This is a genomic window from Microbacterium sp. UNCCL10, assembly GCF_000746195.1.
In the GTDB taxonomy this organism is placed as follows: Bacteria; Actinomycetota; Actinomycetes; order Actinomycetales; family Microbacteriaceae; genus Microbacterium; species Microbacterium saccharophilum.
The window spans coordinates 566,612-593,548 of the sequence record NZ_JQKT01000007.1; the positions used below are offsets into that span (position 1 = coordinate 566,612).

Below are 26,937 nucleotides of genomic sequence, written 5' to 3' on the forward strand. Positions count from 1 at the left end.
CGCCGCCGACCTCGCCGCGTCCGCGTTCCGAGGAACCGCATAGGTTGGTCCGTGAGGATGCCGGAACCGCCTGCCGAGAGGACCGCCATGATCCGTACCACCGCTCTGCCCCGCCGCGCCGCCGTCGCCGCAGCCGTCTCCGTCGCCGGCCTCGCCGCACTCGCGGGCTGCGCCGGCACGACCTCCGCCGCGACGGACGACCCGAGCGACGCCGGGAGCACCCCGCGGGAGACCGGCAGCGCCGGCGCCGCGACGTACGCCGACGGCACCTACTCCGCGGACGGGTCCTACATCGACGGGGGCGGGACGCTGGAGACCATCGCCGTCACCGTCACCCTCGCCGGCGACGTCATCACCGACGTGGAGGTGACGGGCGACCCGCAGAACCCGGAGTCCGGGCGGTACCAGTCCGAGTTCATCGGCGGCATCGCCGACGAGGTGCTCGGCAAGGACATCGACGAGATCTCCCTCGACCGCGTCGCCGGCTCGTCCCTCACCAGCGGCGGTTTCAACGACGCGCTGGAGGCCATCCGGTCCGAAGCGTCGGCGTGACGCCGGGCGCCTCCTCCGGCTGGGAGTTCGAGGCGATCGGCACGCGGTGGCACGTGCAGACCGCTGCGCCCGTCCCGGAGGCGGTGCGCGCCGAGGTGCGCGCGCTCATCGAGGAGTTCGACCGCGCGTGGTCGCGGTTCCGCGCCGATTCGCTCGTGACGGCGCTGGCCCGCGGGGCCGGAGCCGTCCCGCTCCCACCGGACGGCCCCGCGATGCTCGACCTCTACGCGGCGCTCTCCGCGACGACCGCCGGCGCCGTGAACCCGCTCGTCGGCGCCGCGCTCGCTCGGCGCGGCTACGACGCGTCCTACGGCTTCGACGACGCGGGGGCGGAGGCGGCGCCGGCCGACTGGACCGACCGGCTCGGGTGGGCGGACGGGATGCTGACCCTCACCGTGCCGGCAATCGTCGACGTCGGCGCGCTCGGGAAGGGCCGCCTCGTCGACCTCGTGGCGGCCGCCGTCGACGGCCCCGTCGTCGTCGACGCGAGCGGCGATCTCGCCGTGCGGGGGACGACCCAGCGGATCGCGCTCGAGCATCCCTACGACCCCGCCCGCGCCATCGGCGTGTGGGAGGTGACCGACGCCGCGCTCTGCGCGTCGGCCGTCAACCGGCGCGCGTGGGGCGCGGGCCTGCACCACGTGCTGGATGCGCGGACGGGGGAGCCGGTCCGTACGATCGCGGCGACGTGGGCGGTCGCCGGTGCGGCGATGACGGCGGATGCCGCGGCGACGGCGCTGTTCTTCGACGGCGGGCCCGCATTCGCCGCCGCACACGACGTGTCCTGGGTGCGGATGACGACCGACGGGCGCGTCGAATGGTCGCCGGGATGCCGCGCCGAGCTGTTCCTGAGGGCCGATAGCGTGGACTCATGAGCGGACTGACTGCCCTGTGGAACCGTGCGTTCGCCGTCATCGGACGCGTGTCGATGTATCGCCTCGTCGTGTTCGCGCTCGCCGCCCTGGGCGCCATCGCCCTCGTCCTGACGTTCTTCGGCGTCGTGGCCCCGACGCCGCTCGAGCTCGTCGTGACGTGGCTCGTGCTGGGTGCGGCCTGCGCCGCCACCGACGCCGTCGCGCACCGCATCCTGCACCGCTCGTGGCGGTGGGAGTCCTCGCTCATCACCGTCCTCATCCTGCTGTTCGTGCTGCGCCCGACGCTCGAGCCGTGGGAGCTCGTCGGAACCGCGATCGCGGGGATCGTCGCCTCCGCCTCGAAGTACGTCCTCGCCTGGCAGGGCCGGCACATCTTCAACCCCGCCGCCGTCGGCGCGGCGTTCCTGACGATCCTCAGCGTGTGGCTCCCCGCGCTCGGCGCATCCTCGTGGTGGGTGGGATCGCCGTTCCTCGCCGGTCCCGTCATCGTCTTCGGGCTGATCGTGCTGCTGCGCACCGAGAAGATCCGCGTCATCGCCGTCTTCCTCGTCGTCGCGGTCGCCGTCGCCGTGATCCGGGCGTCCGCCCAGTTCCAGCAGGCCGGGCTCGCCTTCGACCTCGGCACCGTGTTCTGGCAGATCCTGTGGTCCTCGCCGTTCCTGTTCCTCGGCGCCTTCATGCTCTCCGAGCCCCTCACCCTGCCGCCCCGCCGGAGGCAGCAGTTCCTCGTCGCGGCGGTCGTCGGTGTGCTCGCCGGCTGGCCCCTGGCGATCGGCGAGGTCACGCTCGGGCAGGAGCGGGCGCTCCTGGTCGGCAACCTGGTCGCGTTCGCCTTCGCCGTCCGCTCGGCCGTGCGCCTCACCCTCGTGGAGCGTCGCGCCCTGACCCCGACCGTCCGGGAGCTGACGTTCCAGGCCAAGCGAGGGCTGCGGTTCGCGCCGGGTCAGTACCTCGAGCTGGAGGTGCCGCACCCCCACCCGGATGCCCGCGGGACGCGCCGGGAGTTCAGCATCGTCAGCTCCCCGGAGGAGCTGCCGCTCGTGAAGATCGCACTCCGCGAAGGGTCGCAGTCCAGCTACAAGAAGGCCCTCGCCGCCCTCGGGACGGGGGAGACCCTGTCGGTGACGGGGGTGTGGGGTGACTTCGTGCTGCCGCAGCGCGCCGGCGCGCCCGTGCTCATGGTCGCCGCCGGCATCGGCGTCACGCCGTTCGTCTCGCAGCTGCGACACACGCGGCTCGCTCAGGAGGACCGGGACATCGTGTTCGTGTACGTCGCGTCGGATGCCGAGGAGCTGGCGTTCCGCGACGATCTCGAGGCCTCCGGGGTCCCCGTCATCGTCTTCACCCGCACCGAGCCGGCGCACCTCCCCGCGCACTGGCGCTGGGCGAAGGGCGTGCGGCTGGACGCCGACGGACTGCTGCAGGTCGTGCCGGACATCGCCGCCCGGCACGCCTACATCTCCGGCCCGCCCGCGCTCATCGCCGACCTGGCGCCGGCGCTGGAGAAGGCCCGGTCGATCACGACCGACGCGTTCTCCGGCTACTGACCGGCTGACCGGGCGGTCAGGCGGGCGGGTCGGCGGGGCGCGCCGGCAGGCGCACCTCGAACGTCGTCGATCCCGGGACGCTCTGGACCGTGATGGTGCCGTGATGGGCGTCCACGATCGCCTTGGCGATGGAGAGCCCGAGACCCGTGCCGCCGGTCTGCCGGGCGCGGGAGGCGTCGGCGCGGGCGAACCGCTCGAACAGGCCGCCGGCGAACGCCGGATCGATGCCGGGCCCGTCGTCGTGCACGCGGAGCACGGCGCTGCCGCCGGAGGCCGTGACGGTCGTCGTGACGTGCGTGCCGGCCGGCGTGTGCACGCGCGCGTTCGCGAGGAGGTTCGCGGTCACCTGATGCAGCCGTGCGGCGTCGCCGGCGACGACCACCGGCGCGTCGTCGACCTCCAGCGCCCACTCGTGGTCGGGGCCGGCGGCCCGTGCGTCCGCGACGGATTCCACGGCGAGACGCGTGAGGTCCACGGCCCCGTACACGAGCTCCTTCCCCTCGTCCAGGCGCGCCAGCAGCAGCAGGTCCTCCACGAGCGTCGTCATCCGCAGCGACTGCGCCTGGATGCGCTCGAGCGCCTGCTCGGTGTTCTGCGCCGCGGCCTCCGCGAGGGCGCGGCTCTCGCCGGTGGCCTCGCGGCTCTGCCGGATGCCGCGCAGCGACAGCTCCGAGTAGCCGCGGATGGAGGCGAGGGGCGTCCGCAGCTCATGACTGGCGTCCGCGACGAACGCCCGCATCCGCTCCTCGTTGCGCTGGCGCGCCGTCAGCGACGAGCCGACGTGGTCCAGGAGCGTGTTCAGCGCGGCGCCCACCCGCCCGATCTCGGTGCGGTCGTCGGCCTCCTCCGCGGGCACCCGCTCGGCGATCGTGACGTCGCCTTCGGCCAGCGGCAGCGCCGCGACCCGCGTCGCGGTGTCGGCGACGGCGCGCAACGGCGCGAGCGAGCGCCGGATGACGAGGGCCACCGCGACGGCGAGCAGCAGGAGGCCGCCGATCGTGACGAGGAGGATCGTCGTCAGGATCTCCGCGAGGGTCGATTCCAGCTCGCTGAGGGGGAGCCCCGCGATCCCGGTCACCGTTCCCGCCGTGAACGGGGTGACCCGGTAGCTGCCCAGTCCGGGGACCCGCACGGTGGAGAACCCGCGCGTGGCGGCCTCCGCTCGGAGCGCGTGGATCTGGGTGGAGGTGAGGGGCGCGACCTCTAGGTCGTCGTCGGCGACGATGACGGCGCCGGAGACCCCGTCGAACGGCGAGTCCACGAGGAGCAGGTAGCCGTCGGTCAGGGGGCCCTGTGCGAGGGCCTCGTCGGCGCGGCGCACGTTCTGCAGGGGGCCGGGCTCGAACAGCTGCAGCTGGCGGGTTGTGGCCTCCAGGTTGGCGTTGAGCGACTTCGACAGCGCGTCGCCCACGCCGGCGCCGATCGCGACGGCGCTCCCCACGAGGATGAGGGCGACGATGCCGATCACCGTCGCCATGAGACGCGCCTGCAGGCTCCAGGGCCGGCGCGGCGTCCTCGTGCGGGTCCGCTCGCTGACCGGGTCGTTCACTGCGGCGCTTTGATCATGTAGCCGACGCCGCGCACCGTGTGGATGAGCGGCTCCCGGCCGGCATCCAGCTTCTTGCGCAGGTAGGAGATGTACAGCTCGACGACGCTCGAGCGTCCGCCGAAGTCGTAGTTCCAGACCCGGTCGAGGATCTGCGCCTTGGATACGACGCGACGCTGATTGCGCATGAGGAAGCGCAGCAGCTCGAACTCGGTGGCCGTCAGCTCGATCTCGGTGCCGGCGCGTTCGACCTCGTGCGAGTCCTCGTTGAGGGACAGGTCGCCGACGCGCAGGATCGGGTCGGCCCCGCCGGCGGTCGCGGTGCCGGCGCGGCGCATGAGGCCGCGGAGGCGCGCGACGACCTCCTCGAGGCTGAACGGCTTCGTGACGTAGTCGTCGCCGCCGGCCGTGAGACCGGCGACCCGGTCGGCGACGGCATCCTTGGCGGTGAGGAAGAGCACCGGCACGTCGTTGCCGGAGTGGCGCAGCCGCTGCAGGACCGCCATCCCGTCGAGGTCCGGCATCATGATGTCGAGCACCATGGCGTCCGGGTCGAACTCCCGCGCGGCGGCCAGCGCCTCGAACCCGGAACCGGCCGCCTTGACCTCCCAGCCCTCCATCCGCAGCGCCATGGAGAGCAGGTCGGTGAGCATCTGCTCGTCGTCGACCACGAGGACGCGGAGGGCGGAGCCGTCGGCGCGGCGGAGGGCAGGGGCGGCGGTGGTCATGTCCTCCATTGTGACCGCGATGCTATGGGGTTCCTATGGGCGTCGCTATGCGCTCCCTGTGAATCTCGGGTTCCGTTCCGGGATTCCAGAGGCGGTTCATGACAGAGATCACGCGTTGACGCGGACCAGTCCCACCCCGCGCGTAGGGTGTGCGTATGGCGACAGCGCGCACCGTGGTCTACGTCCGCGGCGAGCGGGTTCGGGAGGGGATCTCCCCCGCGGAGGGCCTCGCCCTCGCCCGGGAGCAGGACGGGATGCTGTGGGTCGGCCTGCAGGGACCGACGCCCGAGGAGGTCGTCGCCCTCGGCGAGGAGCTGGGCCTGGACCGTCTGGGCATCGCGGAGATGACCCGTACGCACCAGCGCTCCAAGCTCGACCACTTCGGCGACCGGCTGTTCCTCGTCATGCAGCCCGCGGAGTACACCGACCGCACCGAGAGCGTGCACTGCCACGAGGTGGACGTCGTCGTCGGCGACCATCTCGTCTTCGCGGTGTCCGCGCATCCCGCCGTGGACCTCGAGCGCATGCGGACCCTTCTCGAGCAGTACCCGGACATTGTCACGCGAGGGCCGTACGCGGTCCTGTGGGCGGTGTGCGAGTACGTCACCCGCGGGTACCGCGACGTCATGGACGGCATCGAGAACGACATCGACGAGATCGAGGAGGAGCTCTTCGGTGACGAGGAGGATGTCTCCCACCGGATCTTCGCGCTCCAGCGCGAGGTGATCGACCTCCACCATGCGACGGCGCCCCTCGCCGAGATCATCGAGCGCCTCGGACGCGTCGTCGCGAAGAAGCAGGGTGTGTCTTCGGTCGCGCCGTTCGCCGAGGTCGCCGACCGCGCCCGCTACGTCGACGGACGCGTCGCCGCCTTCCGCAGCACGCTGGACAGCGCGCTCACGATCCACGCGACGCTCGTCGAGCAGCGCCGCAACGAGCAGATGCGCGAGATGACCCGGGTCAGCCTCGAGCAGAACGACCAGGTCAAGAAGGTCTCCTCGTGGGCGGCCATCGGCTTCGCGCCCACGCTCATCGCCGGCGTGTACGGCATGAACTTCCGCTTCATGCCGGAGCTCGACCAGCCGTGGGGATACCCGTTCGCGGTCGCGCTCATGGTCGGGGCGAGCCTCGGGCTCTACTTCGTGTTCAAGAGACGCGGCTGGCTCTGACGCCGGCGGTCACCGTCGCCTCCTCGCGGGAGCGCTCGCGAGGAGGAACCACAGGAAGACCATGGCGGCCGCGCCGAGGACGGCCCCCGTCGTGTTCGCGACGAGGTCGCGCGGATCTGCGAACCGCGACGGCAGGAGCTGCAGCTGCGCGATCTCGATCGCCGCGCTCAAGACGAAGCCGATCGGCGGCGCGAGCCACCAGCGCCGGACGCCGAACCACAGCACCACGAACACGCCCAGCGGCACGAACATCGCGATATTGGCGAAGAACTCCAGCCACCGGAACGTCACCCACTCGGTGACCGGGCGTCGCGACAGCCATTCCAGGAGCCGGTCCACGACGCCGCCGATGTCCTCGCCGTACGGACGCACGCTCAGCGTCATCCATCCGACCGCGACGAGGTAGCCCAGCGACAGCGGAGCCAACATCAGGCGCGCGATCACCGTGCGCGCCTGCAGGCTCGTCGTCAGTGGGTGTCCTCGGCTTCGATCTCGGTGCGGTCGCCGGACCATTGCGTGTGGAAGGTGCCGGGCTTGTCGGTGCGCTGGTAGGTGTGCGCCCCGAAGAAGTCGCGTTGGCCTTGGATGAGCGCGGCGGGGAGGCGTTCGGCGCGGAGCCCGTCGTAGTAGGCCAGGGACGAGGAGAACGCGGGGGCGGGGATGCCGGCGGTCGCCGCGGTGGCGACGATGTTGCGCCACGCGGCCTGGGCGCGGGTGAGCGCGTCGACGAAGTACGGCGCCGTCAGCAGGACCGGCAGGTCGGGGGTCGCCTGGTAGGCGTCGGAGATGCGGTTGAGGAATTGGGCGCGGATGATGCAGCCGCCGCGCCAGATCTTCGCGATCGCGCCGAGGTCGATGCTCCAGTCGTACTCCGCGGCGCCGGCGCGGATCTCGTCGAACCCCTGCGAGTACGCGACGATCTTCGACGCGTACAGGGCCAGGCGGACGTCTTCGATGAACGCGTCGGCGTCCTCGACCTCGAGCTCCTCCTCCGCGCCGGGCAGATCCCGGGACACGGCCCGCTGTTCCGGGTGGGAGGAGAGGGACCGGGCGAACACGGCCTCGGCGATCCCGGAGACGGGGGTGCCGAGGTTCAGCGCGGTCTGCACGGTCCAGGCGCCGGTGCCCTTGGCGCCGGCCTGGTCGAGGATGACATCCACGAGGGGGAGGCCGGTGGCGGCGTCGGTCTGGCGCAGCACGTCGGCGGTGATCTCGATGAGGTAGGACTCCAGCTCGCCGGCGTTCCACTCCGCGAACACGTCGGCGATCTCGGCGGGGGTCTTGCCGGTGCCGCGGCGGATGAGGTCGTAGGCCTCGGCGATGAGCTGCATGTCGGCGTACTCGATGCCGTTGTGCACCATCTTCACGAAGTGCCCGGCCCCGTCGTGCCCGACGTGTGTGACGCACGGTTCCCCCTCCGCGACCGCCGCGATCGACTTCAGGATCGGGCCGAGGGTGACCCAGGACTCATCCGACCCGCCGGGCATGATCGAGGGTCCGGTCAGGGCGCCCTCCTCGCCGCCGGAGATCCCCGCGCCGACGAAGTTGATCCCGGTGGCCCGGACCGCCTTCTCCCGCCGGATCGTGTCGGTGAACAACGCGTTCCCACCGTCGACGATGATGTCGCCCGGCTCGAACACCCCCGTCAACGCGTCGATCACGGCATCCGTCCCCGCACCGGCCTTGACCATGATGATCGCCGTGCGCGGCTTCACCAGCGACGCGGCGAACTCCTCATAGGAGAACGCCGGCGCGAACCCCGCCTCCGGGTGCGCCGCCACCAGCTCATCCGTCTTGGACCGCGACCGGTTGAACACCGCCACGGTGTTCCCCTCCCGGCTGGCGAGGTTACGGGCCAGGTTCGAACCCATGACGGCCAGGCCGACCACTCCGATGTTCGCGCTTGCTTCGGGCACTGTGAGACTCCTCGAGGTGTGCGGGGGACCGTTTCAGCGTACCCGTGCTCCCGGATCGCCCGCCGCCGCGTGACAGGATGCGATCATGCGGATCGTCGTCATGGGGCCCAGCGGCTCGGGGAAATCGCTCGTCGGAGCGGCCTTGGCCGCGCAGGTGCGTGCGCGATTCGTCGACGGCGACGACCTGCACCCCGCGGCCAACGTCGCCAAGATGGCGGCCGGGATCCCGCTGACGGATGCCGACCGGGAGCCGTGGCTGGACGTCGTGGGCCGCGTCCTCGCGCGGGAGTCGCACCTCGTCGTGGCCTGCTCCGCGCTGCGCCGCGTCTACCGCGACCGGATCCGTGTCGCTGCCCCGGACGCCGTGTTCGTCGAGCTCGTCGTGCCGGTGACCGAGCTCGCGCACCGCATGTCCCGCCGCGACCACTTCATGCCGCCGGCGCTCCTGGATTCGCAGCTCGCGGTGCTCGAGCCGCTCGCGGCGGACGAGCAGGGCGTCCGGATCGCCAACGACGCCGACCTCGTGGCGGTCGTCGATCGTGCGGCGTCGCTGCTCAAGCGCCGCCTCGGCGGCGAGGCCGCCGGCTGACCGGGGCTCAGTCCTTGCGGTAGGCGGTGCGGCCCATCGAGAACAGGGCGCCCGCGGCGCCTAGGGTGGCGGCGACGGTCATGATGCCGATGATCCAGCCCAGCGCGTGCGACATCCAGCCGTATTCCATGGGTTCCTCCGTCGTCCGATGTGACGTCCTCATCGTATCGGGCGCGCTGATAGACTGAGGGACAACTTCGGCGAGGGGTGCAGCAGGCATCCGTGATCGACGCGGTGATGCAGGCTTCGCGGCTTTCCTCACGCGCATGCGTTCGAGTCGAAACACAGACCACATCTGGGCCGCGAAGGCCCCGCAAGGAGAACAACCATGTCGACCGAGACCGACACCAAGGTCCTCGCCGAGCTGCGCGACAGCTTCGGCAAGGGCTACGCCCGCCGCCTCCGCGCCGCCGGCAAGATCCCCGCCGTCATCTACGGACACGGCACCGACCCCGTCCACGTCGCCCTGCCCGGCCACCAGGTCGCGCTGCTCATCCGCCGCGCCAACGCGGTCCTCGAGCTCGAGGTCGACGGCACGCAGCAGCTCACGCTGGTCAAGGACGTCCAGAAGGACCCGGTGCACCAGATCATCGAGCACATCGACCTCCTCGTCGTGAAGAAGGGCGAGAAGATCCAGGTCGACGTGCCCATCGTCGTCACGGGTGAGTCCTTCGCCGGCACGATCGTCAACCTCGACAACGCCACGGTGCTGCTCGAGGTCGAGGCCACGCACATCCCGCAGCACATCGAGGTCGACATCGAGGGTCTCCAGGAGGGCGCGCACATCACCGCCGCCGACCTGAAGCTGCCCAAGGGCTCCTCGCTCGTCACCGACGCGGAGACCCTGATCGTCGCGATCACGACCCCCTCCGGCCCGTCCGCCGACGACGAGGCCGCCGACGCCGCCTCCGCCGCGGCAGGCGAAGAGGCCGGCGCCGAGTCCGGCGACGCGGCCGCCGAGTAATCCGCACCGCACGTCCCGGGGCCCGTCTCCACCGATACTGGTGGCGGCGGGCTCCGTCGTCGAAGGGAGAGGGCGCCATGGCCGACACCTGGCTGGTCGTGGGATTGGGCAATCCCGGTCCGCGGTACGAGATGACCCGGCACAACGTGGGCCAGATGGTCGTGGACGAGCTCGCCGCGCGACGCTCGGAGACCCTCCGCGCGCACAAGGCCAACGCCCGGGTCGCGGAGACCTGGCTGCGTCCCGGCGCCGCGAAGATCGTGCTGGCCAAGCCCAACTCGTTCATGAACGTCTCCGGCGGGCCGGTCTCCGCGCTGGCATCGTTCTACGGCGTCCCCGCCGAGCGCGTCGTCGTCATCCACGATGAGCTCGACATCCCGTTCGACTCGCTCAAGCTCAAGGTGGGCGGCGGTCACGGCGGTCACAACGGCGTCCGCGACGTCGCGAAAGCGCTCGGCACCGCCGACTTCCCGCGCGTCCGGGTCGGCATCGGGCGTCCGCCCGGTCGGCAGGACCCCGCCGACTGGGTCCTCGACGCGTTCGGCGGGAGCGAGCGGAAGGACCTTCCCCTCGTCCTGTCGGACGCGGCGGACGCCGTCGAGCAGCTGATCGCCGAGGGCCTCGTCGCCGCGCAGCAGAAGCACCACGCGCCCCGCCCGTGAGGCCCGTGTCCGCACCCGGGCATAGACTCATCCGGTGACAGTTCCCGGGATCGTGCGCGCCCTCGAGCAGGCGGAATCCTTCCGGGATGCCATGGGCGATGCCGTCGTCGACGGCGAGTTCTCCCTCACTCCGGGCCTGGACGCCCCCGTGCTCGCGGGTCTCCTCGATCGCCGTCGCGCGGCCGGCCTCCCGGCATCCCTCCTCGTCATCGCGCCGACCGGGCGCCGGGCGGAGAGCGTGGGGACGGCGCTGGAGTGCCTCGTGCCCGGCGCCCTCGTCCTGCACTTCCCGGCGTGGGAGACGCTCCCGCACGAGCGGCTGAGCCCGAGCGCCGAGACCGTCGGCAAGCGCCTCGAGGTGCTCCGGCAGGTCGCCGCGTGGGACGGCACGGTGCCCCTCATCGTGACGGCCTCGGTCCGCTCGGCCGCCCAGCCCCTCGCGTCCGGTCTCGACCATGCCGGCGTCGTCGAGCTGTCCGTCGGCGGGCGCGGCCATGACCTGGATGCCGTCATCCGGCGCCTCGTCGAACTCGCCTATCACCGCGTCGACATGGTCTCGCGGCGCGGCGAGTTCGCCGTCCGCGGCGGCATCCTCGATGTCTTCCCGCCCGTCGCCGACCACCCGTACCGGGTGGAGTTCTTCGGCGACGAGATCGACCAGATCCGCGCGTTCTCCGTCGCCGACCAGCGCTCGCTTCCCGGCGAGATCTCCCACGTCCTCATGACGGCGAGCCGCGAGCTGCTGCTGACCCCCGAGGTGCGCCGCCGCGCCGCGGAGCTCCGGGACCGCTTCCCCGGCCTGCGCGGCATGCTGGAGAAGATGTCCGAAGGCATCCCCGTCGAGGGGATGGAATCGCTCCTCACGGCGGTCGCCGACGCCGTCGTCCCGCTCGTGGACTACCTGCCCGCCCGCACCGCCGTCGGCCTCGTCGACCCGGAGCGCGCCGTCGCACGCGCCGTGACCCTCACCGAGACCAACCGGGAGTTCCTGGAGGCGGCGTGGAGCGCCGCGACCGCCGGCGCCGACACGCCCATCGACCTGGGGGAGGGCGACTTCCTCACCCTGCCCGCCCTCCGCGAGGCCTCCGCCGCCCGCGGCGGCGTGTGGTGGAGCTTCAGCACCTTCGACTCCGGCTCGGCGGAGATCGCCGCCGACGGCGTCGAAGGTGCGCCGGACGGCGCCGTGCGCGTCGCCGGGTCGGCCGTGCCGTCCTTCCACGGGAACGTCGACGGCGCGTCCGGGCACATCGCCACGCTCCTCGCGGATGGGTGGCGCGTCGTCGTCGCCGCGTCCGGCACCGGGCTCGTCGACCGCGCGCGGGACGTCCTCGCCGAACGCGGCATCGCCGCCCGCACCGTCGAGCGGGTCGAGGAGCCGCCGCCGCCCGGCATCGCGGTCGCCGTCGTCGCGACCCTGGAGAACGGGTTCCAGGCACCTGACGCGAAACTCGCCGTCTTCACCGAGAGCGACTTCTACGGGCGCACGATCGGCTCGGACTCCCGGGTCGTGAAGAAGCTCGCCTCCCGCCGTCGCAATGTCGTGGACCCGCTGCAGCTGAAGGCCGGCGACTTCGTCGTGCACACGACGCACGGCATCGGGCGCTTCGTGGAGCTCGTGCAGCGCGAGGTCTCCACCGGCGGCCGGAACGCCGTCAAGACGACCCGCGAATACCTCGTGCTGGAGTACGCGCCGTCCAAGCGCGGGTACCCCGGCGACAAGCTCTTCGTCCCCACCGACCAGCTCGACCTGCTCTCCCGCTACGTCGGCGGGGAGGCCCCGACCTTGTCGAAGATGGGCGGCACCGACTGGGCGGCCGCCAAGGGCAAGGCCCGCCGCGCCGTGCGGGACATCGCCGTCGAGCTCGTCAAGCTGTACTCGGCGCGCATGGCCGCGAAGGGGCACGCGTTCGGGCCGGACACGCCGTGGCAGCGTGAGCTGGAGGAGGCGTTCCCGTTCGCGGAGACGCCGGACCAGCTGCAGACGATCGACGAGATCAAGGCCGATATGGAACGCCCGATCCCGATGGACCGGCTGCTGTCCGGCGACGTCGGGTTCGGCAAGACCGAAGTGGCCGTCCGTGCGGCATTCAAGGCGATCCAGGACGGCAAGCAGGTCGCCATGCTCGTGCCGACGACGCTGCTCGTCAAGCAGCACCTCGAGACCTTCACGGAGCGGTTCGCAGGGTTCCCCGTCAAGGTCCGGCCGCTGTCGCGCTTCCAGACCGACAAGGAGGCGCGCGACACGCTCGACGGCGTCCTGGACGGCACCGTCGACATGGTCATCGGCACCCACCGCATCCTGACCGACCAGGTGATCTTCAAGGACCTCGGCCTTCTCATCATCGACGAGGAGCAGCGCTTCGGCGTCGAGCACAAGGACAAGCTGAAGAAGCTGAAGATGAACGTCGACATCCTCGCGATGAGCGCGACGCCGATCCCTCGGACGCTGGAGATGGCGGTCACCGGCATCCGGGAGATGTCGTCACTGCAGACGCCGCCGGAGGACCGGCATCCGATCCTCACCTACGTCGGCCCCCGCAGCGACAAGCAGGTCGCCGCCGCGATCCGTCGCGAGCTGCTGCGCGAGGGGCAGATCTTCTACGTGCACAACCGGGTGCAGTCGATCCAGCGCGTCGCCGCGCAGCTGGCCGAGCTCGTCCCGGAGGCGCGCATCGCCGTCGCGCACGGCCGGATGGGGGAGCACGCGCTCGAGCAGGTCGTCGACGACTTCTGGGAGCGCCGCGCCGACGTGCTCGTCTCGACGACGATCATCGAGACCGGCCTCGACATCGCCAACGCGAACACCATCATCATCGACCGCGCCGACAAGTACGGGCTCAGCCAGCTGCACCAGCTGCGGGGCCGCGTCGGACGCGCCCGCGAGCGCGCGTACGCGTACTTCCTCTACGACGAGATGAAGCCGCTCAGCGAGACGGCCGCCGACCGCCTGGAGACCATCGCGGTCAACAACGACCTCGGCAGCGGCATGCAGGTGGCGCTGAAGGACCTCGAGATCCGCGGCGCCGGCAACATGCTCGGCGCCGAGCAGGCCGGGCACATCGCCGGCGTGGGCTTCGACCTGTACCTGCGGATGATCGGGGAGGCCGTCTCCACGTTCCGCGGGGAGGAGACCGAGGGGCCCGCCGAGCTGCGGCTCGAGCTGCCCGTGGACGCCCGCATCCCGGAGTCGTACATCGACAGCGAGCGCCTGCGCCTGGAGGCCTACCAGAAGCTCTCCGGCGCGGCCTCCGCCACCGCGAAGGACGAGACCATCGACCTCGTCGTGGAGGAGCTCGTCGACCGCTACGGCGACCTGCCGCGCGAGGTCGAGGGCCTCATCGCGGTGGCCCGCCTGCGGCGCCGCGCCGCACGCTCCGGCCTGACCGACGTCGTCGCGATGGGACCGAACCTGCGGATCGCCCCCGCGCACCTGCCCGACTCGCTTCGCGTGCGGATGCAGCGCCTGCACCCCAAGGCGAAGATCCTCTCCGGCGGGGAGGCCATGATCGTCCCGCTCCCGACCGCCGGGGGGGAGAGCGTCGTGGACGCCGACCTCATCACCTGGACGGCGCAGCTGCTCGACCAGCTCTTCCCCCTGCCGGCCGCCGAGACACCGGCACCCGCGGACGGGGCGACCGGCTCCTGAGCCTCAGAGCCCGATGGCCCCGGTCGCCAGCAGCGCCGCCGCGGTGACCGCGCCGGCGACCGCGAGCGCGAACACGACCCACTCGGCCGGCGTGAACACCCGCTCGCCGCGCTCCCGCTTCGCCGCCGCGAACAGGGCGGTCGCGGGCACCAGCACGATGAGCGAGAGCAGCACGTACGTCGCTCCGGCGGCCAGGAGCAGGAACGCCGTGTACGCCGTCGCGAGCGCCGCGACCACCACGGCGCCCACGCGCACCGGGCCGGGCGTCGTCAGCGCGAGCTTGAGACCGAACGCCGCGGACAGGACGTACGGGATGAGGATGAGCGCGCTCGTGAGGTCCAGCGCGATGTCGAACGCGTTGTCGGAGAAGAGCACGACGATGAGCATGAGCTGCGCGAGCGCCGTCGTGATGGTGAGCGCCCCGACCGGCACGTCCTTCGCGTCGACGCGCCGCAGCGGGCGCGGAAGCACCCCGGCGCGCGCGGCCACGAGGAGAACCTCGGCGGCCATCAGCGTCCAGGCGAGGTAGGCGCCCAGCACGGCGACGATGAGGGCCACCCCGACGAACACGGAGCCCCACGGGCCGACCGCCTCCTCGAGGATCGCCGCCATCGAGGGCTGCCGGAGCTGCGCGATCTCGGCGCGCGGCAGGACGCCGTAGGACACGAGCGTCACCGACGCGAAGACCGCGAGCACGCTCAGGAACCCGAACAGCGTCGCACGCCCGACATCCCGTCGGCGCCGCGCGTGGCGCGAGTACACGCTCGCCCCCTCGATGCCGATGAAGACGAACACGGTGACGAGCAGGGTCGAGGTGACCTGGTCCCACAGCGGCGGGGCGTCGATGCCGCCCGTCCAGTTCGCGGCGAACACGGTCGGGTCGAAGACGAACAGGCACAGCACGACGAACAGCACGATCGGGGCGACCTTGGCGATCGTCACGACGCGGTTCAGGGCCGCGGCCTGCGTCACGCCGCGGCGGATGAGGGCGTAGAACAGCCACAGCCCCGCCGAGGCCACGAGGATCGCGGCCGGGGTATCGCCCTCGCCGAGGGCGGGGAAGACGGCGCCGAGCGTCGTAGTCACGAACACCCAGTAGAAGACGTTGCCCGCGACGGCGCTCGCCCAGTACCCGAACGCGGAGACGAAGCCGAGGTAGTCGCCGAAGCCGGCTTTCGCGTACGCGAACACGCCCGCGTCCAGGTGCGGGGCCTGCACGGCGAGACGCTGGAAGACGAGCGCCAGCATGAGGGTGCCGGTGCCGGCGAGCGCCCAGGCCAGCAGGGCGCCCGCAACGCCCGCCGAGCCGGCGAACTGCCCGGGCAGGGAGAAGACGCCGGCCCCGACCATCGACCCGACGACGAACGTCGAGAGGGTGAGGGTGGAGACCTTGGCGGGCGAGCCGGCCGCGGTGGGCGTGGTGGTCACGCTGTCATCCTGCGCTTCAGATGACGCCCTGCGCGAGCATGGCGTGCGCGACGCGCTCGAAACCGGCCGAGTTGGCTCCCACGACGTAGTCGCCGGGGGCGCCGTAGCGCTCGGCGGCCTGGAACGAGGCGCGGTGCACATCCCGCATGATGGCGTGAAGCTTCCCCTCGCTGTCCTCGAAGCCCCAGCGCTGGCGCGCCGCGTTCTGGCTCATCTCCAGCGCGGACGTCGCGACGCCGCCGGCGTTGGCCGCCTTGCCGGGGCCGAACAGCACGCCGGCGGCCTGCAGGGCGGCGACGGCGGCGGGCGTGGAGGGCATGTTCGCGCCCTCGGCGACGGCTCGGACGCCGCCGTCGATCAGGGCGCGGGCGTCGTGCTCGTCGAGCTCGTTCTGCGTCGCCGACGGGATGGCGATGTCCACCGGCACCTCCCACGGGCGGGCGCCCTCGACGAAGCGGGCCTGCGGGCGGTGGGTGACGTACTCGGAGATCCGGAGCCGGTTCTCCTCCTTCAGGTGACGGAGGAGATCCAGGTCGATCCCGGCGTCGTCGACGATGTAGCCGGAGGAATCGGATGCCGTGACGGGCGTCGCGCCGAGCTGGCGGGCCTTCGCGATCGCGTAGATCGCGACGTTGCCCGAGCCGGAGACCGCGACGCGCTTGCCGTCGAGGCGCTCGCCGTGCACCGCGAGCATCTCCTGCGCGAAGAAGACGGCGCCGTACCCGGTCGCCTCGGTGCGCACCTCCGCGCCGCCCCACTGGACGCCCTTGCCGGTGAACATGCCGGACTCGTGCCGGTTCGTGATCTTGCGGTACTGGCCGAACAGGTAGCCGATCTCCCGCGCGCCGACGCCGATGTCTCCGGCCGGCACGTCCGTGTGCTCGCCGAGGTGGCGGTACAGCTCGTTCATGAACGACTGGCAGAACCGCATGACCTCGCCGTCGGAGCGCCCGTGCGGGTCGAAGTCGCTGCCGCCCTTGCCGCCGCCGATGCCCTGCCCGGTGAGGGCGTTCTTGAAGATCTGCTCGAAGCCGAGGAACTTGATGATCGAGAGGTTGACCGACGGGTGGAACCGGAGGCCGCCCTTGTACGGGCCGAGGACGGAGGAGAACTGGATGCGGTAGCCGCGGTTGACCTGCAGCTTCCCGCCGTCGTCGACCCACGGCACGCGGAACATGATCTGCCGTTCCGGCTCGACGATGCGCTCGAGGATGCCGCCCTCCACGAACTGCGGGTGCGCCTCCAGGACCGGGGTGATGGAGTGCAGCACCTCGTGCACCGCCTGCTGGAACTCGGGCTCGTGCGGGTTGCGGGCCACGACCCCCTCGAAGACGGAGCGCACCGAGTCGGGCAGCGGGGAGAGGGGGGTTTCAGGCACAGCGGTTTCGGACACAGCGGTTTCAGGCACAGTGGAGCTTCCTGCCGGGAGAGGGAATGTCGGCGCGAGCGGCCACTACAACTTTAGTCCCGGTCGCGCGGGCTTCCGTCCAGATGACGGGCCGATACGCTGGCGGGGACGCGAGGGAGCAGCCATGCGATTCGAGCACCTCGGGGCGCAGCCCCGCATCCACCCGGACGCCGTCGTGGCGCCCACGGCCGTCATCTCCGGCGATGTCACGATCGGCGCGGGCAGCCAGGTGCTGCACGGCGCCGTCATCACGGCGGAGGGCGGACCCGTCATCCTGGGCGAGAACGTCATCGTCATGGAGAACGCCCTCATCCGGGCGACGTCCGTGAATGCGGTGCGCATCGGCTCGCACGTGCTGGTGGGGCCCATGGCGAGCATCTCCGGCGCCACGATCGCCGACGAGGTGTTCCTGGCCACCGGGACCCGCGTCTTCAACGGGGCACGGGTGGGGGAGCGCTGCGAGGTCCGCATCAACGCGGTCGTGCACCTGCGCACGGTGCTGCCGCCGGAGACCGTCGTGCCCATCGGCTGGGTGGCGGTGGGCGACCCCGCCCGGCTCCTCTCCCCGGACCGGCATGAGGAGATCTGGGAGCTGCAGCACGACCTGGACTTCCCCGGCTACGTCTTCGGCCTGGACCGCGAGACCCCCGACCTCATGATGCAGCTCACGGAGCGGTACGGCTCGTCGCTCGCGCGGCACGCCGACGACCGCCGCGTCGACTGACGGCGCTCAGGTCCAGCTGAGGCCGCACTCCCGGCACGCGAAGTCGATGTGCTCCGCCCACCCGCGGTCGAGTTCCGGGCGCCGGTCGATGTCGACCTGGAACCACCTGGGCTCGATCGCCCGTACGTCGAAGGAGCCGCACGAGGGGCAGACCTCCGCGGATACCGCCGTCTTCCCGTCCATGCGCACACGATAACCCCGCGTGGCGCCGGCGGGCGGCTGATCAGCCCGTGTTCTGCAGGCCGGCCGCGACCCCGCTGACGGACAGCAGCAGCAGGCGCTGCCAGCCCTGCACGTCCTGACCCTCCGGGGCGGTCCGCAGGGCCCGGAGCGCCCGCAGCTGCAGGAGCGACAGCGCGTCCACATACGGGTCGCGCATCTTCACGGCCCGCTGCAGGACCGGCTTGTTCGCGAGCAGGTCGCCGCCTCCAGTGATCCGCACGACCCATTCGCGGGTGAGCGCCATCTCCGCCATCACGAGGTCGGCGAGGTCCGGGCGGTCGCCGAGGGCGAGATAGCGGCGCGCGATGCGCTGATCGGCCTTGGCGAGGCTCATCCCGACGTTGTCGATGACGGTCCGCAGCAGCGGCCACTCCTCGTAGGCGCGGCGGAGGAGGTCCTCGTCGCCGACGGCGTCCAGCGCCGTGCCCAGCCCGAACCAGCCGGCGAGGTTGATGCGGGCCTGCGACCACGCGAACACCCACGGGATCGCGCGGAGGTCCTCGAGGGACTCCACCGACAACCCGCGGCGGGCGGGGCGGGAGCCGAGCGCGAGCAGCCCGATCTCCTCCATGGGTGTGACGGTCGCGAACCAGGGGGCGAAGCCGGGCGCTTTCACGAGCGAGAAGAACCGGTGCCGCGACGCGGTGTCCATCGTCGCGGCGATCTCCGCGTACCGCTCGGCGGCGGCGCGGTTGCGGTTCTCGATCGAGGGCGCCGATGCCAGGAGCGTGGCCGCGGCGACCTGGTCGATGTGACGCATCGCGATCGCGGGGTCGCCGTAGCGGGCGAAGATGACCTCGCCCTGCTCGGTCAGCTTGAACCGGCCGTCGACCGAGTGCGGGGGCTGCGCGAGGATCGCGGAGTTCGCCGGTCCGCCGCCGCGGCCGAGCGCGCCGCCCCGGCCGTGGAAGAGGGTCAGCGCGATGGCGTTGTCCTGCGCCCACGCGGCGATCTTCGCCTGCGCCTCGTAGAGGGCGAGGTTCGCCGCGACCGGGCCGACGTCCTTCGACGAGTCGGAGTAGCCGAGCATGACCTCCAGCCGCCGGCCGGTCGCCTCCAGACGGGCCGCGAAATCGGGGTGCTGCACGATCTCGGCGAGCACTCCGGGGGCTGCCTGAAGGTCGGCGAACGTCTCGAACAGCGGGATGACGTCGAGGACCGGCATCCGGCCGGACGGGCCGACGGCGTGCCGGGCCAGCGCATGCACGGCGGCGAGGTCGGCGGCAGTGCGGGTGAACGAGACGATGTAGCGCCCCGCGGCGCCGGGGCCGTAGCGCTTCTGGATCTGCGCGATGGCGCGGAAGACCTCGAGCACCTCCTCGGCCTGCGCGCTGAGGGGGCCGCCGGCCTCGCATTCCGCGAGGACCTTCTCGTGCACGGCGGAGTGCTGACGCACCTCGAGCTCGGCGAGATGGAAGCCGAACGTCTCGACCTGCCAGAGCAGCTGCTGCAGGCCGCCGTAGGCCTGCCGGGCGGCGCCGGCGGCCACGAGCGAGCCCTGGACGACCCGGAGGTCCGCGAGGAGATCGGCGGGATCCTGGTAGGCGAGGTCCGCGTCCCGGGCGCGCGTCGCGGCGATCCGGCGGGCGAGGAGCATGAGGACGCGCTTGTGCGGCTCGGCGGCGGCGCGCTTGAGGGCATCGGCGGCGCCGTCCTCGTCGGCGGCGGCGAGCCGCTGCCACAGGGCGGTGAGCTCGGCGCTCGGCGGCGTCGTCTCCGCCGACAGCGTGAGCGCGCGCGCCACGGTGTCCGCCGTGCGCTCCAGGCCGCGCAGGATGTGCTCGGAGGCGATGGCGGCGGCTTTCTTCGTGACGGCGGCGGTCACGAACGGGTTGCCGTCGCGGTCGCCGCCGACCCACGTGCCGAGCCGCACGAACGGGCGGACGACGGGCGCCCGGCCGCCGGCGGCGGGACCCTGCAGGGCGTCGTCGACGCGTCGGTACACGTGCGGCACCGCGGTGTAGAGCGTCTCGTCGAACACCGCCATGATGGCGCGCACCTCGTCGGTGGGCGACGGCTTCTCGGCGCGGAGGGGAGCGGTTCGCCAGAGGATGTCGATCTCCTCCAGCATCCGGCGGCCGGCGCGGCGCTCATCGGCCCCGCCGCGCAGCGAGGCGTCGTACTCGCGGAGGAGTCCCGCGAGGCGCCGGATGCTCGTGGACACCGCGCGGCGGCGGGCCTCCGTCGGATGCGCCGTGAAGACGGGGTGGAAGCGCAGGGCCTGCAGGCGCCGGAGCGCCGTGTCGTCGCCGACCTCCGCGGCGAGGCGGACGAACGCGGCGGCGACGGAGTCGGTGGCGTCCTCCCGGTCGGGGCGTCCGTCGCGCTCACGCAGCACGCGCACGCGCTGGAACTCCTCGGCGAGGTTCACGAGGTGGAAGTACACCGTGAAGGCGCGAGCGACCTCGTCGGCGCGCTCGACCGTGAACGACTCGGCGATCTCCGCCGCGCGTGCGTAGGCCTCCGGCGACTCGTCCGTGTAGGCCGCGATCGTCGCGAGGCGCAGCCGCTCCACGTCGTCGTACAGGCCCGGCGAGCCGCTTTCGCGCAGCACCTGCCCCAGGAGACCGCCGAGCAGCCGGACGTCGGCCCGCATCTGCTCGGGAAGCTCCTGCTCGGCGTCGGCCCGGCCGACCAGATCGATGGCTTCGGTGCGCGTGGGTTCTCGCATCCTTTTACGCTAACGGCCCGGCGCGCCCGTCGTGACGCGTATAGGATCGCGGGCAGGTGAGCCGGGAAGTCTGGTCGGCGCTCATCAGCCGACCCCCGAAAGGCCCGCATGCCACTCCTGCGCTCTGCACGCTTCCCCGCCGTCCTCCTCCTCGCCGCCGCGGCGGCGGGACTGCTCCTGGCCAACAGCCCGCTCGGCGACGCGGCGTTCGCCGTGCAGGGCGCGCATCTCGGCATCCCCGGCACGCCGCTGGACCTGTCCGTCGGGCACTGGATCTCCGACGGCCTCCTCGCCGTGTTCTTCTTCACCGTCTCCGTCGAGCTGCAGTACGAGCTGACGCAGGGGGAGCTCGCCGACAAGCGCCGCGCCGTGCAACCGGCGATCGCGGCGGCCGGCGGCGTGCTCGTGCCGATCGCCGTGTACCTCGCCGTCGTCGCCGCGAGCGGTCAGAGCGGCCAGGCCGCAGGATGGCCCATCCCCACCGCCACCGACGTCGCCTTCGCGCTCGGCGTGCTGGCGGTCTTCGGGCGTGGGCTGCCGAGCGGGGTGCGCGTCTTCCTCCTCGCCCTGGCGATCCTCGACGACATCATCGGCATCGTCTTCATCGCGGTGCTCTTCGCCGACGGAGTGCAGGCCGGCTGGCTCCTCGGAGCGCTTCTCACGGCCGCCGCCGTGGCCGTGCTCACCCGGGCACGGGACGACCGGATGACGGTGGGCGTCTGGGCCGTCGTCGTCGTGCTGTCGGTCGCGACCTGGGTGTTCGTGCTGGCCTCGGGGGTGCATGCGACGATCGCCGGCGTCCTCCTGGGCCTCGCGATGGCGCAGCTGCCGGCACTGCGTGCCCGGCACATGCTCGAGCCCGCGGTCAACGGGCTCATCCTCCCGCTGTTCGCGCTCTCCGCGGCGCTCGTCGTGATCCCCGCGGTCGGCGGCGCGCTGTCGGCATCCTTCTGGGCCGTCACCCTGGCGCTGCCCGTCGGCAAGCTCATCGGCATCGTCGGCGGCGGGCTCCTCGCCCAGCGGCTGTTCGGCGGGGGGTCGGACCGGCTCTCGTTCGGCGACTTCGCGGCGGCGGGCGCGCTGGGCGGCATCGGCTTCACGGTGTCCCTGCTGCTGGCCGGGCTGGCGTTCGCGGGGGACGCCGCCGTCCGCGATCACGCGACCCTCGGCGTGCTCGCCGGATCCGCGATCGCGCTCGTCGCCTCGTCGGCCCTCGTCGCCTGGCGGGCCGCGTACCATCGTCGCCTGAAGGCCACCGCCGCCTGACGATCGAGGGAGCCGCCGCATGACCGACGCCGCCGCCGACCCGCTGCGCGCCGCCGCAGACACGATGCGCGCGGTCCGCGACCGGTGCGTCTGGTCGCAGCGGATCGACCATCGCGCGCTCGTGCCGTACCTCGTGGAGGAGGCGGCCGAGCTCATCGACGCCGTCGAGGGCGGCTCGCGCGCCGAGCTCCGCGAAGAGCTCGGCGATCTGCTGTGGCAGGTGCTGTTCCACGCCGAGATCGCGTCGCGCGACGAGGCGGAGCCCTTCGGCATCGACGACGTCGCACGCGGGCTCACCGAGAAGATGGTGCGCCGGCATCCGCACGTCTTCGGCGACGCCGTCGCGCGCACGCCGGAAGAGGTGCTCGTGCACTGGAACGCGGCGAAGGCGGCGGAGAAGAGTGCGCGCACGAGCGTTCTGGACGGCGTCTCGCCGCACATGCCCGCCCTCGCGCTGGCGCAGAAGATGCTCGGCAAGGCCGCTCAGGCGCGCGTGCCCGCACCGCCGGTGGCGGACGGCGCGGAACCGGTGCTTGCAGACGAATCCGCGCTCGGCGACGCCCTCCTCGCCCTCGTTGCGACGGCCCGCGCGCAGGGCTGGGACGCCGAGCGGGCGCTGCGCGAGCGGCTGCGGATCCTGGAGGCGGAGATCAGGGAGACCGAGGCCTCTTCCGCCACCTGAGAGAATCATCCTGTGGCATCCGTGAACCCGCCGCGCGGCATGCGCGACTTCCTCCCCGCCGACAAGGCCCGCCGCGAGCGCGTACTCGCCGTCATCCGGGAGCGCTACCGCGCGCACGGGTTCGACGAGATCGAGACGCCTGTCGTCGAGGACTACGCGAAGCTGCACGCCGGCATCGGCGGTGACAACGAGAAGCTGGCCTTCACCCTGCTGCGCCGGGGCCTGGATGCCGACGGCATCCGCGCCGCCGCCGAGGACCCGGCCGCGCTCAGCGACCTGGGGCTGCGCTACGACCTGACCGTGCCGCTCGCCCGGTTCTACGCGACGCACCGCGGCGAGCTGCCGACGGTCTTCCGTTCCATCCAGATCGCGCCGGTGTGGCGCGCCGAGCGCCCGCAGAAGGGCCGCTACCGGCAGTTCGTGCAGTGCGACATCGACATCATCGGGGATGCCACGGCCCGCGCGGAGGCGGAGCTCATCGTCGCGAGCCTCGACACCCTCGACGCGCTGGGGTTGACGGGCGGCAGCATCCGGATCAACGACCGCCGGGTGCTGGACGGGATGCTGGACGGCTTCGGCTTCACCGGTGACGAGCGGCCCGGCGTCCTCATCACGATCGACAAGCTCGACAAGATCGGCCCCGACGGGGTCATCGCCGAGCTCGCCGAGCGCGGCGCGACCTCGGACGCCGTCGCCGCGTTCGGGGCGTTCCTGCGCCGCCCGCAGACCCGCGAGTTCCTCCCGTACGGCGAGGCCCAGATCCGCAGGGCGCTGCCCGAGGGCGCCGCCGGCGACGTCGTCGCGCACCTCGTCGGCATCGGCGAGGCCGTCGCCGCGGCGCGCGGCGCCGACGAGTCCGGCGTCCCGCTCGTCTTCGACCCGTTCCTTGTCCGGGGCATGGGGTACTACACCGGGACGATCTTCGAACTCGCGCATCCCTCCGTGGACTACTCGCTCGGCGGCGGCGGCCGCTACGACGGCATGATCGGCCGGTTCCTCGGCCAGGATGTGCCGGCCGTCGGCTTCTCCATCGGGTTCGAGCGGATCGTCGACCTCGCCCCCGACGCCGGAGACACCGGCGCGTCCGCCGTCGTCCTCGTGCACGACCGTGACGTGCCCGTCGCCGAGCTCGTCGCCCTCAAGGCTTCCCTCGTCGCCGAGGGCATGCGCGTGCGCCTCGAGCAGCGCACGAAGAACCTCAAAGCGCTCCTGGAGCGGGCCGCCTCCGACGGCTACACGTCGTTCGCGACCGTCGCCGCCGGCGCGACCCGCGAGCAGCTGGAGCTCAAGCCCCTCTCCTGACCCGGGGCCCATCTGTGCCCGCTCCCCTCGGGCATGATCGTCCTCATGTGGCTGCATGTCCGCACCGTCCTGCCCGCGAACGGCCCCGCCACGGCCATCGAGCTGACCGATGAGCAGGTGGCCGAACTCGGTGGAGGGAAGCGCGCCGCCGTCATCGTCCCGATCGGCGAGCGCTCGGCCCGCCTCCGACTCGCCGTCATGGGCGGGCGCAACCTCATCGGGATGTCCAAGGCCGCCCGGGCCGAGCTCGCCCACGCTTCGCGCTGCCGATAGCGGCACGCGCTGCGGAAAGTTCGACCGCGTGTGCTGCTTTCGACCGCGCGACGGGCTGCACCGGCGATGTGGTGGATGCGGTGCCGCGGCGCTGGGGTCTCCGCATGACCCGTCCGGACCCCGGCGTCAGTCTGCCGAGGCCGTGACGCGACGCTTCTCGCGGACATAGACCTCGCGCCGCACCCGTGCCACGACCGTGCCGGAGCGATCGGTGATCTCCGTGTCGAACCACTCCAGCACCTTCACGCCGCCCCGGGCGCGCTCGCGCAGCTCCTCGGCCTTCTCCCGCGACACCGCGAACTCGGCGGTGAGCACGCCGCGCCCCGGCGTCAGGAACTCGATCTCCCCGCGCGTGTCCCACACGACGTAGTCGCGTCCGAGCTGGTGCATGACGAGCATGAAGAAGTACGGGTCGGTCATCGCCGACAGCGACCCGCCGAACGCCGTTCCCACGTAGTTGCGCGTGAGCACGTTGACGTGCAGCTCGACGCGCGCGTGCGTCCAGTCCTCGGAGAACTCGCGCACGCGGATGCCGCTGAAGAGGTTCGGGAACCACAGGCTCATGCCCAGGGCCAATCGGCGGGGAGTCACACGCATGCCCGGCAGTGTGCCGGAACCTCACAGTCCCGCGCACATCGCTTGTCTGCATCCGACAATCGCATCCGCCTCTGGCGCGCGGCGCGGCGGTGCGGTTGGCTGGGCGGATGACCGATCCGCTGCCCCGCCGCGACGCCTGGCTCGCCGTCGACGGCTACCTCGCCGACGAACTGGTCGGCCACGACCCCGCCTTGGAGGAGGCCGTGCGGCGTCAGAACGCCGCCGACCTCCCCGCCATCGAGGTCGCGCCCGTCAACGGCAAGCTCCTCCACCTCCTCGCCCGGATCGCCGGCGCCCGCCGCGTGCTGGAGATCGGCACGCTCGGCGCGTACTCGACGATCTGGCTGGCCCGCGCCCTGCCTGACGACGGGCGGGTCGTGACGATCGAAGCCGAGCCGCGCATCGCCGCGCTCGCGCGGGAGAACCTCGACCGTGCCGGCGTCGGCAGCAGAGTCGAGATCAAACTCGGCCGGGCGGCAGAGGTCCTCCCGACCCTCGCGGGGGAGGAGCCCTTCGATCTCGTCTTCATCGACGCCGACAAGGAGTCGAACACGATCTACCTCGACTGGGCCGCGCGGCTCGGCCGCCCGGGCACCGTCGTCGTCGTGGACAATGTCGTCCGATCGGGTCGCATCGCGGATGCCGGGGACGAGGACCCCCAGATCGTCGGCGTGCGGGCGGGGCTCCGGATGCTGGGGTCCGATCCGCGGTTCGACGCGACGGCGCTGCAGACGCTGGACGCGAAGGGGTGGGACGGCATCGCCGTCGCCCTCGTCGTTTGATCCGGCCGGTGCCCTGTGGCCCCGGCACCGGCATCACTAGACTCGACCACGGACCGACGACGCTCCGTGATCCATCCTCCACAAGCAAGGAGTACCCCTGTGGCACTGATCGAGGCTGTAGGCGCACGCGAGATCCTGGATTCGCGTGGCAACCCGACCGTCGAAGTGGAGGTGCTGCTCGACGACGGAATCGTCCAGCGTGCGGCTGTCCCCTCCGGCGCATCAACCGGAGCGTTCGAAGCGTATGAGCTGCGCGACGGCGACAAGAGCCGGTACGGCGGCAAGGGGGTCCTCAAGGCCGTCGCGGCCGTCATCGACGAGCTCGGCCCTGCCATCGAAGGCGTCGAGGCTGCCGAGCAGCGCATCATCGACGAGATCCTCATCGAGACCGACGGCACGGAGAACAAGTCGCGCACGGGCGCGAATGCCATCCTCGGCGTGTCCCTCGCCGTCGCGAAGGCCGCTGCCGACAGCGCCGACCTCCCGCTGTTCCGCTACCTGGGCGGCCCGAACGCGCACATCCTGCCGGTCCCGCTGTTCAACGTCATCAACGGCGGCGAGCACGCCGACAACGGCATCGACATGCAGGAGTTCTTCCTCGCCCCCCTCGGCGCGGAGAGCTTCTCCGAGGCGCTGCGCTGGGGCGCCGAGGTCTACCAGGTCCTCAAGGGCGAGCTGAAGGCCGCGGGCTACGCGACCGGCCTCGGCGACGAGGGCGGCTTCGCCCCCGACCTGCCCAGCAACCGCGAGGGCCTCGAGTTCCTCGTCAAGGCGATCGAGAAGGCCGGCTTCACGCCCGGCACCGACATCGCCCTGGGCCTCGACGTCGCCGCGACGGAGTTCTTCAACGACGGCGTGTACCGCCTCGACAAGAAGGACTGGAACGCCGACCAGCTCACCGACTACTACATCGACCTCGTCGACTCGTTCCCGATCGTCACGATCGAGGACGCCCTCGCCGAGGACGACTGGGAGAACTGGACCGCCCTCACCGAGAAGCTCGGCAAGCGCGTGCAGCTCGTCGGCGACGACCTGTTCGTCACCAACCCGGAGCGCCTCGCGCGCGGCATCGAGCTCGGCGCCGCCAACTCGCTGCTGGTGAAGGTGAACCAGATCGGCACGCTGTCCGAGACGCTGGATGCCATCGACCTCGCGCACCGCTCGGGCTACACGACGATGCTCTCGCACCGTTCCGGTGAGACCGAGGACACCACGATCGCCGACCTCGCGGTCGCGGTCAACTCGGGTCAGATCAAGAGCGGCGCGCCCGCTCGCAGCGAGCGCGTCGCGAAATACAATCAGCTTCTGCGCATCGAAGAGGAGCTGGGTGACGCGGCGGAGTTCATCGGCCGCGCCGCCTTCCCGCGCTACAAGGCCTGACAGATCGA

25 protein-coding genes are annotated in these 26,937 nt (G+C 71.9%); 15 read left to right on the top strand and 10 right to left on the bottom strand.

Translation table 11 applies throughout. The features are described from left to right. Positions 1 to 87: 87 nt before the first annotated feature. Genes BR85_RS02870 through BR85_RS02880 form a run of 3 tightly spaced genes read left to right on the top strand, consistent with a single transcriptional unit; the run spans position 88 to position 2,974 of the window. Positions 88 to 552: an FMN-binding protein gene (locus BR85_RS02870; RefSeq protein ID WP_028495163.1), complete on the top strand. Its 465-nt coding sequence runs from the start codon at positions 88 to 90 to the stop codon at positions 550 to 552. Beyond that, entirely contained in the window at positions 549 to 1,427 is an 879-nt protein-coding gene (locus BR85_RS02875) for an FAD:protein FMN transferase (RefSeq protein ID WP_028495164.1), read from the top strand. Before BR85_RS02870 ends, BR85_RS02875 begins: the two co-directional genes overlap by 4 nt. Further along, positions 1,424 to 2,974 (top strand): FAD-dependent oxidoreductase, encoded by a 1,551-nt coding sequence (locus BR85_RS02880; protein WP_036272171.1) that lies wholly within the window; start codon positions 1,424 to 1,426, stop codon positions 2,972 to 2,974. Before BR85_RS02875 ends, BR85_RS02880 begins: the two co-directional genes overlap by 4 nt. 16 nt (positions 2,975 to 2,990) lie before the next feature. On the opposite strand, the gene BR85_RS02885 is transcribed toward BR85_RS02880, so the two are convergent. Beyond that, on the bottom strand, positions 2,991 to 4,523 hold the full coding sequence (locus BR85_RS02885) for a sensor histidine kinase (protein WP_331280838.1): 1,533 nt from the start codon (positions 4,521 to 4,523) through the stop codon (positions 2,991 to 2,993). Then, the gene (locus BR85_RS02890) at positions 4,520 to 5,248 is read right to left on the bottom strand and encodes a response regulator transcription factor (protein WP_028495166.1); all 729 of its coding nucleotides are present in this window, start codon (positions 5,246 to 5,248) and stop codon (positions 4,520 to 4,522) included. The genes BR85_RS02885 and BR85_RS02890 overlap by 4 nt, the downstream gene beginning before the upstream one ends. Positions 5,249 to 5,403: 155 nt before the next feature. Here BR85_RS02890 and BR85_RS02895 point away from each other — a divergent pair, with 155 nt between their 5' ends. After that, entirely contained in the window at positions 5,404 to 6,417 is a 1,014-nt protein-coding gene (locus tag BR85_RS02895; protein ID WP_028495167.1) for a magnesium and cobalt transport protein CorA, read from the top strand. Positions 6,418 to 6,426: 9 nt separating this feature from the next. On the opposite strand, the gene BR85_RS02900 is transcribed toward BR85_RS02895, so the two are convergent. Both BR85_RS02900 and gndA read right to left on the bottom strand, forming a co-directional pair. Next, entirely contained in the window at positions 6,427 to 6,861 is a 435-nt protein-coding gene (locus BR85_RS02900) for a VanZ family protein (protein WP_231478558.1), read from the bottom strand. 23 nt (positions 6,862 to 6,884) lie between these two features. After that, the gene (gndA, locus tag BR85_RS02905) at positions 6,885 to 8,333 is read right to left on the bottom strand and encodes an NADP-dependent phosphogluconate dehydrogenase (RefSeq protein WP_028495169.1); all 1,449 of its coding nucleotides are present in this window, start codon (positions 8,331 to 8,333) and stop codon (positions 6,885 to 6,887) included. An 85-nt stretch (positions 8,334 to 8,418) separates the two neighbouring features. Here gndA and BR85_RS02910 point away from each other — a divergent pair, with 85 nt between their 5' ends. Beyond that, positions 8,419 to 8,922, top strand: a complete 504-nt coding sequence (locus BR85_RS02910) for a gluconokinase (RefSeq protein WP_036272174.1) — start codon at positions 8,419 to 8,421, stop codon at positions 8,920 to 8,922. 7 nt (positions 8,923 to 8,929) lie between these two features. Here the strand turns inward: BR85_RS02910 and BR85_RS15760 are convergent, their stop codons facing one another. After that, a complete protein-coding gene (locus tag BR85_RS15760; protein WP_261798689.1) occupies positions 8,930 to 9,052 on the bottom strand; it encodes a hypothetical protein in 123 nt (40 codons plus the stop codon). 198 nt (positions 9,053 to 9,250) lie between these two features. Here BR85_RS15760 and BR85_RS02915 point away from each other — a divergent pair, with 198 nt between their 5' ends. The 3 genes from BR85_RS02915 (at position 9,251) to mfd (ending at position 14,194) form a co-directional block, all read left to right on the top strand. After that, positions 9,251 to 9,886, top strand: coding sequence for a 50S ribosomal protein L25/general stress protein Ctc (locus BR85_RS02915; RefSeq protein ID WP_028495171.1), 636 nt, complete (start codon positions 9,251 to 9,253; stop codon positions 9,884 to 9,886). Between the two features lie 77 nt (positions 9,887 to 9,963). After that, positions 9,964 to 10,548, top strand: a complete 585-nt coding sequence (gene pth, locus BR85_RS02920) for an aminoacyl-tRNA hydrolase (protein WP_028495172.1) — start codon at positions 9,964 to 9,966, stop codon at positions 10,546 to 10,548. A 34-nt stretch (positions 10,549 to 10,582) separates the two neighbouring features. Continuing rightward, a complete protein-coding gene (gene mfd, locus BR85_RS02925; protein ID WP_028495173.1) occupies positions 10,583 to 14,194 on the top strand; it encodes a transcription-repair coupling factor in 3,612 nt (1,203 codons plus the stop codon). A gap of 3 nt (positions 14,195 to 14,197) precedes the next feature. On the opposite strand, the gene BR85_RS02930 is transcribed toward mfd, so the two are convergent. Both BR85_RS02930 and gdhA read right to left on the bottom strand, forming a co-directional pair. Beyond that, positions 14,198 to 15,622 carry a basic amino acid/polyamine antiporter gene (locus BR85_RS02930; protein WP_028495174.1) on the bottom strand — a complete coding sequence of 475 codons (1,425 nt, stop codon included), beginning with the start codon at positions 15,620 to 15,622 and terminating at the stop codon, positions 14,198 to 14,200. A 16-nt stretch (positions 15,623 to 15,638) separates the two neighbouring features. After that, positions 15,639 to 17,000, bottom strand: a complete 1,362-nt coding sequence (gdhA, locus tag BR85_RS02935; protein ID WP_092896820.1) for an NADP-specific glutamate dehydrogenase — start codon at positions 16,998 to 17,000, stop codon at positions 15,639 to 15,641. A 154-nt stretch (positions 17,001 to 17,154) separates the two neighbouring features. On the opposite strand from gdhA, the gene BR85_RS02940 reads away from it, so the two are divergent. Next, positions 17,155 to 17,754, top strand: coding sequence for a gamma carbonic anhydrase family protein (locus BR85_RS02940; protein WP_028495176.1), 600 nt, complete (start codon positions 17,155 to 17,157; stop codon positions 17,752 to 17,754). Positions 17,755 to 17,760: 6 nt separating this feature from the next. On the opposite strand, the gene BR85_RS15365 is transcribed toward BR85_RS02940, so the two are convergent. Together BR85_RS15365 and BR85_RS02945 are read right to left on the bottom strand one after the other, a co-directional pair. Continuing rightward, entirely contained in the window at positions 17,761 to 17,937 is a 177-nt protein-coding gene (locus tag BR85_RS15365) for a hypothetical protein (RefSeq protein ID WP_155947949.1), read from the bottom strand. A gap of 40 nt (positions 17,938 to 17,977) precedes the next feature. Beyond that, complete coding sequence (locus BR85_RS02945; protein ID WP_028495177.1) at positions 17,978 to 20,647, bottom strand: phosphoenolpyruvate carboxylase; 2,670 nt, start codon at positions 20,645 to 20,647, stop codon at positions 17,978 to 17,980. Positions 20,648 to 20,755: 108 nt separating this feature from the next. Between BR85_RS02945 and BR85_RS02950 the strand changes: the two genes are divergently transcribed. From BR85_RS02950 to BR85_RS02965, 4 genes are read left to right on the top strand one after another with little or no spacing between them, the layout of a single operon-like run. Then, positions 20,756 to 21,913, top strand: coding sequence for a Na+/H+ antiporter NhaA (locus BR85_RS02950; protein WP_028495178.1), 1,158 nt, complete (start codon positions 20,756 to 20,758; stop codon positions 21,911 to 21,913). A 19-nt stretch (positions 21,914 to 21,932) separates the two neighbouring features. Beyond that, entirely contained in the window at positions 21,933 to 22,595 is a 663-nt protein-coding gene (locus BR85_RS02955; RefSeq protein WP_028495179.1) for a nucleoside triphosphate pyrophosphohydrolase, read from the top strand. Between the two features lie 39 nt (positions 22,596 to 22,634). Beyond that, entirely contained in the window at positions 22,635 to 23,897 is a 1,263-nt protein-coding gene (gene hisS, locus BR85_RS02960) for a histidine--tRNA ligase (protein WP_028495180.1), read from the top strand. Positions 23,898 to 23,930: 33 nt separating this feature from the next. Then, positions 23,931 to 24,170 (top strand): DUF1905 domain-containing protein, encoded by a 240-nt coding sequence (locus tag BR85_RS02965; protein ID WP_231478559.1) that lies wholly within the window; start codon positions 23,931 to 23,933, stop codon positions 24,168 to 24,170. A 126-nt stretch (positions 24,171 to 24,296) separates the two neighbouring features. Here the strand turns inward: BR85_RS02965 and BR85_RS02970 are convergent, their stop codons facing one another. Continuing rightward, positions 24,297 to 24,767 carry a DUF4442 domain-containing protein gene (locus tag BR85_RS02970; protein WP_028495181.1) on the bottom strand — a complete coding sequence of 157 codons (471 nt, stop codon included), beginning with the start codon at positions 24,765 to 24,767 and terminating at the stop codon, positions 24,297 to 24,299. A 107-nt stretch (positions 24,768 to 24,874) separates the two neighbouring features. Between BR85_RS02970 and BR85_RS02975 the strand changes: the two genes are divergently transcribed. Next, positions 24,875 to 25,549 carry an O-methyltransferase gene (locus tag BR85_RS02975; protein WP_028495182.1) on the top strand — a complete coding sequence of 225 codons (675 nt, stop codon included), beginning with the start codon at positions 24,875 to 24,877 and terminating at the stop codon, positions 25,547 to 25,549. Positions 25,550 to 25,648: 99 nt separating this feature from the next. Then, positions 25,649 to 26,929 carry a phosphopyruvate hydratase gene (gene eno / locus BR85_RS02980; RefSeq protein ID WP_028495183.1) on the top strand — a complete coding sequence of 427 codons (1,281 nt, stop codon included), beginning with the start codon at positions 25,649 to 25,651 and terminating at the stop codon, positions 26,927 to 26,929. The last annotated feature ends 8 nt before the right edge of the window (positions 26,930 to 26,937 follow it).